The sequence below is a fragment of the Methanosarcinales archaeon genome, assembly GCA_014859725.1.
Taxonomy (GTDB): domain Archaea; phylum Halobacteriota; class Methanosarcinia; order Methanosarcinales; family Methanocomedenaceae; genus Kmv04.
Genome location: JACUTQ010000088.1, coordinates 1 through 8,960, shown reverse-complemented (window position 1 = coordinate 8,960; position 8,960 = coordinate 1). Strand labels below are relative to the sequence as shown.

The 8,960-nt window shown below is 43.7% G+C and carries 7 protein-coding genes; 2 read left to right on the top strand and 5 right to left on the bottom strand.

Annotated elements, in window-relative coordinates:
• Positions 1-110 precede the first annotated feature (110 nt).
• Together IBX40_08245 and IBX40_08240 are read left to right on the top strand one after the other, a co-directional pair.
• On the top strand, positions 111-335 hold the full coding sequence (locus IBX40_08245) for a hypothetical protein (protein MBE0524304.1): 225 nt from the start codon (positions 111-113) through the stop codon (positions 333-335).
• Positions 328-498: a hypothetical protein gene (locus IBX40_08240; GenBank protein ID MBE0524303.1), complete on the top strand. Its 171-nt coding sequence runs from the start codon at positions 328-330 to the stop codon at positions 496-498. Before IBX40_08245 ends, IBX40_08240 begins: the two co-directional genes overlap by 8 nt.
• Before the next feature lie 198 nt (positions 499-696).
• Here IBX40_08240 and IBX40_08235 read toward each other — a convergent pair whose 3' ends face one another.
• From IBX40_08235 to aspS, 5 genes are all read right to left on the bottom strand, one after another.
• Entirely contained in the window at positions 697-1,764 is a 1,068-nt protein-coding gene (locus IBX40_08235; GenBank protein MBE0524302.1) for an NADH:flavin oxidoreductase, read from the bottom strand.
• A 72-nt stretch (positions 1,765-1,836) separates the two neighbouring features.
• Positions 1,837-3,087: an ATP-binding protein gene (locus IBX40_08230; GenBank protein ID MBE0524301.1), complete on the bottom strand. Its 1,251-nt coding sequence runs from the start codon at positions 3,085-3,087 to the stop codon at positions 1,837-1,839.
• Between the two features lie 193 nt (positions 3,088-3,280).
• A complete protein-coding gene (gene smc / locus IBX40_08225) occupies positions 3,281-6,799 on the bottom strand; it encodes a chromosome segregation protein SMC (GenBank protein ID MBE0524300.1) in 3,519 nt (1,172 codons plus the stop codon).
• Positions 6,800-6,838: 39 nt separating this feature from the next.
• The gene (locus tag IBX40_08220; protein ID MBE0524299.1) at positions 6,839-7,393 is read right to left on the bottom strand and encodes a hypothetical protein; all 555 of its coding nucleotides are present in this window, start codon (positions 7,391-7,393) and stop codon (positions 6,839-6,841) included.
• A gap of 118 nt (positions 7,394-7,511) precedes the next feature.
• The gene (gene aspS, locus IBX40_08215) at positions 7,512-8,819 is read right to left on the bottom strand and encodes an aspartate--tRNA(Asn) ligase (GenBank protein MBE0524298.1); all 1,308 of its coding nucleotides are present in this window, start codon (positions 8,817-8,819) and stop codon (positions 7,512-7,514) included.
• Between the last annotated feature and the right edge of the window lie 141 nt (positions 8,820-8,960).

Sequence of the window (8,960 nt, the reverse complement as noted above, 5' to 3'; positions counted from 1 at the left end):
GAAGCTATTTCATTTTTAAAACAAATAAAATTGATACAAGAAGCATGATTAACAATCTTCAAGGCTGTACACCATAATGAGCGGATCCAAAAATATATAAAATGACACAAATGAGACGAAATTCGTATCGCTGCACTCCAACCTCAAAATTCAGCGCCGACAGCACCCCTACCGACCTCGTCGCTAAAGTCGCCCCCCACCTCGAACCAACAAACTACGACCGCTGGTCTGAACTCTACTGGAAGGCGCAGCCCGAAGGCGACCTCACCGTCCCCAAGGCGCAGATTGAGAAGATAAAGGCGCATGAGTGGGTGGTGGAAGGGAATAATGGATAACAAAATCTGGCATGATGATGAATGGTATTTTAGCGTTGTAGATATTGTCAAGGCTTTGACTGATAGTCCCAACCCAAGACAGTACTATGGGAAAGTAAAGGATCGGGCATTTAAAGCTCTTGAACTGTCCCCTATTTGGGTATGGTTGAAACTGCGAGCATAAGACTCGAAAATGAGATTAACTGATTGTGTTAATATTGAATCTGCATTCAGGTTAATTCAATCAATTCCTTCCAGAAAAATGAATTGTTCTTCTAAAAACTTATATTGATGCTCCATGAATTCATTATAGTCGACCTTATTCATTATGTACTGAAGAATGCCGTTATAGGTTTCTCCCTTCAAACCATATTTTTTCAATTTATCTGTTACACCTGACACCCTTTTCATCAAAACACTGATTACATGAAGTACACTCTGCCTCATCAGCCCCTTCCTTAAACTTCATCACAAGATCAGGCTCCCTGATTAGCGGTCTGCACAGCGATACCATGTCAGCATATCCTTCTTCAAGCATCGCGTCCATTACCGCCTTAGACCTCAAACCCCCGACCAAAATCACCGGTATGTTCACCGCCGCCTTGATCAGCTTGGCATAATCCTTGAAATATCCTTCATCCACACCCGATTCAATAGCCCGCCGGGACATAACTTCACCGGCCTCTGCTATACCGCCGCTCACTTCTATCGCGCATATACCAGCCTTCTCTAAAGCCAAGGCGATCTCCACACATTCAGGTGCATCCAGCCCGTACCCTTCAAAACCATCAGTGGCGTTCATTTTCGCCATGATCGGGAAGTCTTCATCCACCAGTGCCCGGGCCCGCCTGATGATCTCAACAATGATGCGCACCCTGTTCTCTACTGACCCGCCCCACCGATCAGTTCTGCGGTTGGTATAGGGTGAGATGAAACTGCTGAGCAAAAAACCGTGAGCTACATGCAGCTGCACCGCATCGAATCCTGCAGATCGGGCCCGGTATACGGCCTGGGCAAAATCCTCAATGGTCTGGTGAATCTGTTCTTCGGTCATGGCGGTCGGGACTTTTCCAGATAAGGAGTCCTTGACTTCAGAAGGAGCTATTGTGACAGAATATTCGGGTGTGACCATGGCCTGCCTGCCTCCGTGCACGATCTGGAGTATGATCTTGCTGTCGTATTTGTGTACCTGCTCTGTTATCTGTTTGTATGGCTCGATGAATTTGTCGTTATAGATTCCCTGCTGACGCTTGCTACTTTTTCCAGCGGGATTCACATAGGAATAACCTGTAATGATCAGACCCACTTCATTTTTTGCAAGTTCCTCATACATGCGGCCAATAGCAGATGCAGGTGTGCCATCCTCATCTGCCAGCCATTCATGGGTGGCTGAACGCACGAATCTGTTCATAATATGCAGTCCATTGATGTTGATGGGAGTAAAGAGCATGGTAATTCTTCCTTTTCTAAGGTAGATATTTTCTAAGATATATAAATACATTGGAAAATAATTTGACAACTCTCATTCCAACAGCCACTTCCATACAGGCATACATATGATCTTTTTATCCCTGTACATGTTTTCAAATTCTTCGTCTTCCGTCAATATCAAACCCTCGTCCAGGTCATATCTGTTCAGAGCTTCCATCAATCCGTCATATTCCCTTTCACGGTTTTCCTTCAAACTGGCAGTAACCTGTATCGCACCTGTTACCGTATTATATTCCCGGATTATGAAATCACATTCATATTTCTCCTTATGGTAATAGGTTTCACAGTTTCTTCTTCTAAGCTCGATGAACACAAGATTCTCCAGCAGTTTTCCCAGATCCCTTGAAAATCTAAATGATGTGATAGTTATCAGACCCGTGTCAATGACGTACACTTTCCTGGGTGAATATATCTGTTTTTTGACAGAATAATCATATCGCGGAACTGAAAAAACCAGGTACGAGTTCTCCAGGAATCCTATGTAATTTTTGACAGTATTTATACTCACACCAAGCATGACCCTTAGTTTGTTGTAACTTATCTCACTTCCGTAATTAGAGAAAAGATAAAAAGAAAGTTCCTTCAATGCTTTTTCATCATTAAGACCATACCGTGCAAAAATATCTTTATACAGTATGTTATCATACAATGTTTTGAGTATCAGGTCATTCTGGTAAATCAAATATTCGGGGATGCCTCCATATTGTAGATATTCATAGAAATGTCTCTTTACAATTGCCCGATCTTCGGTCAGCATGGTATCTAAAAACTTTTTAGCCTTGAAACTGAGAAATTCAGTAAACGAGAATGGAAATAATTCGATACCGATATAGCGACCTGTGAGTCTGGTTCCCAGTTCCTTGCTGAGCATTGAGGAATTTGAACCTGTTATTATGAATTTAAAACCCCTGTCATACATCCTTCGTACGAACAATTCCCACCCCTTTACATTCTGGACCTCATCAAAGAAAAATATCTTACCCTTACCCATCAGTTCAATAAAGGTTTCATAGAGGAGATTAAAATCCGAAGCAGTGAAATTTATCAAGCGTTCATCTTCAAAATTGAAATAAAAAATGAGCTTATCTTTGAAAAATTCCTTATATATTTCCTTTAGCAATGTACTTTTACCAGATCTTCTCAGTCCGGAGATTATCAGAATATGGGGCAATTCCAGATATTCAGCTATGTTGTCCAGTGCATTCCTTTTTACAAGGTCATCATCACGTTCAAACTCATTTTTTTGTTCAATAATAAGTTCTTTTAATATCCTGGATTCCATCACATTAAGAAGAATGTGTTGTTAGTTTATAAGCATTTTCTTTTTAAATGAATGATTTATTGCAATATATTTCATTTTAAATGCAATGTTGCGCTTATGCCCAGTATACTTTCCAGTATTAATTGTCAATAAGAAATTATAGTGGTAGAAAAAATCAATGTGGATAGATCAATGTCAATTATTTTTCACATCGTCAGTTCAACTTAACCCCGGTAATGCTGGTGATATTATTCTCCTGCATAGTAACGCCTATGGTCCGCTCAGCCGCCTGGATCATCGGTTTGCGTAAACTCACCACAATGAACTGGGCATTCTCCTTGACCTTCTTCATCCTCTGGGCTACCCTTTCCGCATTGGCACCGTCCAGGAACATGTCTATCTCATCAAAAGCATAGAAGGGTGCCGGCCTGAATTGCTGGATGGAAAATATAAATGCCAGGGCGATCAGGCTCTTCTCCCCACCGCTTCGAGCCTCCATGCGCAGCTGGGACTTGTCCTTTGGCTGTACCTTCATTGTAAGTCCACCGGCAAACGGATCATCCATATTTTCCAGCATCAACTCTCCCGGCCCGTCAGATAGTTCATGGAAGATCACCCTGAAATGTTCATTGATCCCGTTATAACATTCCATGAACGCCACTTTCTTCATTTGCTCGTACTTGTGGATCCGCTCCAGTATCTCTTCCCTCTCATGACTCAGGATATCCCTGCGGCTGCGTAGATCATTGCTGCGCTGCTCAACCTCATCATATTCATAAATAGCCCTCATATTCACAGGCTCAAGCCTGGTCATAGCACTGGTGATGGAATTTATCCGGGTCTGCACTTCCTCTAAAGCAGGCACATCATCGGTCAATTTTACACCCCTCTCCTCCAGTTCGGTCGTGAATTCCTTGATCTGCTCATCAAGGGCATCCCGTGTAGCATTTAACGCTATCATCTGGCGCAGGGAATTGTCCAGTTTAATCTTGATCCCCTCATACTGTTTCTGCCAGGCAGCATATTCCATCTGCAGGTCTTCCCGCCGTTTTCGCATATCTGCCAGTTCCACATCAAGCTCTTGCTCCCTGCTTAATTTTTCGTCCAGGCTGACTTCCAGTTCATCTATCCTGGTACGCTGTTGTTCAATCTTCTCTCTTAATTCATTTTTCCTGCCGTCCAGTTCTGAAAGCCTGGTCTTGATCTCTTCCACCTTGTCAGCAGAAAATTTTAATTCAGTATTAAGATTATTGATATTAGCCTCGATGTCCCTGGTCCTGTTCTCAAGCCTGTGGATTTCATCCTCTATCCTCTGAGCTTGTTCATTTAGCTCAGGCACTTCCGAGCCTTTAAGTTGCTCTTCCAGCTTTTCGGTCTGGGAAGTGAATTTAACAATCTCCTGGTCCACAATCTTCTTGCTGTCCTCCAGGGTATTCATCTCTTCTCGCAGTGCTTTAGCCCCTGCTTCTATCTCTGTTAATTCAGCTTCCTTCTCTGCTATCAGGGTCGTGAGCCTCTCACCCCGGCTGTTTATCTCATCTATAGACAACTGTCTTTTAGTGATCTCGGTCTCAACATCCCTTATCTCCTTTAGGACACTTGACACATGGCTTTCCACACCATCCAGTTTATTTATGAGATTACTGCGCCTGGACTCATATTCTGTGATCTGCTCGGCCAACTTGGAGATCTTATCTTCTTCACCCGCTCCGAAGGATAGTCCGCTTCTGCCCCGGCTGCCCCCTGTCATGGCTCCGCTCTTCTCCACCAGATCGCCTTCCATGGTCACCATCCTCAAACCCCCCATCAAACGCCTGGCAGTATCCATATCCTCCACCACAAGAGTATCCCTGAAAATGTAATGGAACGCTGATTCGAATTTCAGGTCGAAATCCACCAGGTTTATGGCATAGTCTGTCACACCGACCATATCTGAAATATCCTTGTAACCCACTGGTGGTGACATCTTGTTCAATGGTAAAAATGTAGCCCTGCCTGCCCTCTGGTGTTTCAAAAAGGATATTGCCCTGGCACCATCCTCATCTGTATCTACCACAATGCTTTGCATTCGCCCGCCAGCAGCTACTTCCAGAGCAGCAGCATATTGTTGATCTGCCTTTCCCAATTGAGCAATGGTCCCATAGATACCTGGAAGCTCCCGCATCTCCTTAGCCTTTAGAACTTTCTCTACCGCACCGCTGTATGACATTTCCTTAGCAGCTCTTACCCTGGCCTCCGCAGTCATATACTCCTGCTGCAGACCCCGCAGGGTTTCCTCCACATCTTTTAGTGCACTCTTCATCTGGGACCGGTTTGATTCCAGGTCATCCGTATCCCTGTTCAGGTCCTCTATCTGCTGGTTCAGGCCCCTGATTAACTCGACCACATCTTCACGGTCGTCATCAGCAGACTTGATCTTAAGCTTTGAATCCTCGATCTCGTCCTGAATATCCTTAATCTCTGCACTGCGCCGCCTCATTGAATCGAGCAGGCGGTCTTCCTTGCGCATCAGCTCATTCTTGCGGTTGCGGGCCTCTTCCAGATCATGTTTCACCTGTGACAACTCGTCCCTGGTAAGGGTAAATTTCGAGTCCACTTCAGCGATCTTAGACCTTAACACCAACAATTGGGTCTGCTGGTCGCCAATCTCGCTGTGGATACCTTCCTTGCGGATATCTTCTTCCTGTGTCTTGGACTCAAGTTCGATTATTTTGCCTTTTATATTATCTATCTCGATCAGGCCTTTCCTGCGCTGGGTGTCCTGATCGGCAATTTCAGATTCAGTAAGTGTAATAGTATTCTGGCCGACCGATATTTCGCCTTTAATCTCCTCGATCTGCCTTTTGATGGTTATCTGCTCGTCCTCTCCCATCCTGGTGATCTGGTCGTTTAGTTCTTTTAAACTGGACTCCAGTTCTTCCATTTTCTCTTTCCTGGATGCCAGAAGCCCTTCAAGTTCAGATTTGCATTCCAATTTGGAATCGATATCCTCCAATATTTTCTCAAATTCCTTTTCCGCTTCTTTGAGCTTGGAGAGCAGTACATATCCTTCATACCGTACCTTCTCTTCCTGAAGACTCTGGTACTTCAGTGCCTGATCCCGCTCCTTCTGCAATTTTTCACGCTGGACATCCACTTCTGCAAGGATGATATCAACCCGTTCAATGCGCTCCTTGACAATATCAAGCTCGCTCATTGCTTTGTCTTTCTTATTATCGAATTCGGCCACTCCTGCGATCTCGTCAATGATCTTCCTGCGTTCCATAGGCGTCATTTCGGTGATCCTGGTAACATCGCCCTGCATGACCACGTTATACCCCTCGGGTGTGATTCTGGCTTTAGAAAGATGGTTGTGGATGTCACCAAGGCTCACAGCCTTGTCATTGAAATAATAATAACTATAATAACCGGCTTCTGTCTGACGAACTTTGCGGGAAATGGTCACAGTATCCGAATCTACAGTCATTTCGCGATCCGAATTATCAAAGCGAATAGAGACTAATGCAAAATCAGGTTTCTTTTTCCCATCCCCATTATAGATCAGATCTGTAAGTTTTTCTGCACGCATCGTCCTGGAACTTGAAAGACCAAGACAAAAGAGTATTCCATCTACAATATTGGATTTGCCGCTGCCGTTGGGTCCGGAAATCGTGGTAAAACCGTCATAGAAAGGGATCTTGATCTTCTTTCCGAATGACTTGAAGTTCTGGAATTCGATTTCTTTTATATGCACCTAATACCTCATGATGCAGTTTTTTTTAGTTGTATGATGTTATTTTTTATATTCGATGACAACATCCTCGTCATCCCTGGCCTCGACCACAACCTCGCCCTTTTTACCTGATTTTGAAGTGGCTCTTTGGGCAATAATGATCTTTGTTTCTTCTTTTTTTTCTGCTGGAGGAGTCTCGGTTTCTCTGCTTTCAGCGATTATGTACTCGGAAGTTGATCTGGCTGCCCGGTCTTTATCCTGCTTGTCATTTTTCGGCATCGTTTCTGGCCAATCAGACCCGGTCTTTGGTTTATCAGGTGATGTTACCTCTCTCACAATATCATTTTTAAGATGATTTTTTTTAAAATCCTGTATTACAGTTTTTTGATCCAAAAGTTCTTTCATTACTCCATCATAAGCCAGGCCCATATCCTTGACCTTCTTTTCCAGATTTGATATCCTTTTATCAAAATCAAGGTCGTCCTTCAAACCTTCCCGGAGTTCTGTTATGATTGACTCTTTGAGTGAATCGTGCATCTCATCAATTTCCCGTTCTTTTTCGGACAGCTTATTTTCCAACCGTTCTATCAGAATATCTCTATTTTCGCTAATCATAGATTTTACTCAATATTAATACTCATATCCATTTTACTATGTTGGTCAAGATAGTAAAATATTTTTTGGTAATGAATTAGGCATTTAAACTGAATTATGATATGAACTTACACAGTATTTATGGAGATACTCTTCTTCGATCCCTTGGGAACAATACTACATTCCTGATATTATCAATATCAAGCATGGTCATTAAAAGCCGTTCCGCCCCCAGACCCCAGCCTGAATGGGGCGGGATACCATATCTGAACGCCTTTAGATAGAATTCGAAACCTTCAGGGTTCAAACCCTGGTCCTGGATGCGCCTGTACAGCAGATCATGGTCATGTATACGCTGGGCTCCCGATGAAAGCTCCATCCTGGGATGCATAAGGTCAAAGGCTTTGGTAAGAGCAGGATTGTCCTCATACGGTTGTGTATAATATGGTTTGATTTCTGTGGGCCAATCCACGATAAAATAATGTTCACCTATGACTCCTCCAATTACTTTTTCAGCATTGGTAGAAAGGTCATCTCCCCATTCAAGTAATTCCTTTGAGTGCTCATTATTGATCTCAATAGCCTCATCATAGGTCAGGCGCTTAAATGGAACCCTGGGAACACTCAGTTCTTTCCCCAGGGTCTTAAGGCTGGATGCAGCGTCAGTTATTACTGTTTCATATACATAAGCGATCAACCGCTCCAATATCTGCATGACATCCTCGTGATCCATAAAACTTGCTTCGATATCGATGCTTGTGGCCTCATTGAGGTGGCGCGTTGTATCATGCTCCTCTGCCCTGAATATGGGTCCGATCTCGAACACCCGGTCCATACCGGCGCTCATCATGATCTGTTTGAACAATTGCGGGCTCTGGTTTAGAAAGGCTTCAGTATCAAAATATGTAATTGGGAATAGTGCTGTACCGCCTTCTGTGGCTGTGGCCACTACCTTGGGTGTGTTGATCTCAAGGAATCCTTCCTGTTCTAAAAATCTCCTGACAGCAGAGAGAACATGATGGCGAATGTGGAACACTGCCTGGGTTTTAGGACGGCGCACGTCAATGAACCTGTTATCAAGCCTGGTGTCCAGTTCTGCATCCACTTTGCCTGTGGTATCCATAGGCAGGGGTGATTTTGCAGGGCTTAGCAGGTCTATTCTGGAAGGTACCAGTTCATAGCCATTTGGGGCCTTGGCTTCCAGTTTGACAGAACCTTCCACCAGTATGACCGATTCGCGGCTTAGACCCTTGACAGTCTCAAGTACCTGGGGGTCTATGGTCTTTTTGAACAGCGTTATCTGTGCCATGCCTTCACGGTCCCTCAGTATCAGGAACAATATGCCGCCAAGGTCTCGAATTTCATGGACCCAGCCTGTTAGTTTTACGGTCTGGCCATCCATATCGGATGTTACGTGTGAAGTGAAATGAGTTCGTCTGAATTCCATATGTACACCTTTCTAAAAATAAATCAGAAATTTAGATATTGGTCTTGTTGTCCCTTGATGTATTTATTGTATAATTAAACTGCGGTCTTGGATGCTATATCATACAAGATTCAAGTTATAAAATTAATCAGATATTTCAAT

What these genes read in the sequence shown, in the direction of transcription:
- IBX40_08245 (MBE0524304.1), top strand. Translation starts at nt 111, where the DNA reads ATGAGACGAAATTCGTATCGCTGCACTCCAACCTCAAAATTCAGCGCC.
- IBX40_08235 (MBE0524302.1), bottom strand. Translation starts at nt 1,764, where the DNA reads ATGCTCTTTACTCCCATCAACATCAATGGACTGCATATTATGAACAGA.
- IBX40_08240 (MBE0524303.1), top strand. Translation starts at nt 328, where the DNA reads ATGGATAACAAAATCTGGCATGATGATGAATGGTATTTTAGCGTTGTA.
- IBX40_08220 (MBE0524299.1), bottom strand. Translation starts at nt 7,393, where the DNA reads ATGATTAGCGAAAATAGAGATATTCTGATAGAACGGTTGGAAAATAAG.
- aspS (MBE0524298.1), bottom strand. Translation starts at nt 8,819, where the DNA reads ATGGAATTCAGACGAACTCATTTCACTTCACACGTAACATCCGATATG.
- IBX40_08230 (MBE0524301.1), bottom strand. Translation starts at nt 3,087, where the DNA reads ATGGAATCCAGGATATTAAAAGAACTTATTATTGAACAAAAAAATGAG.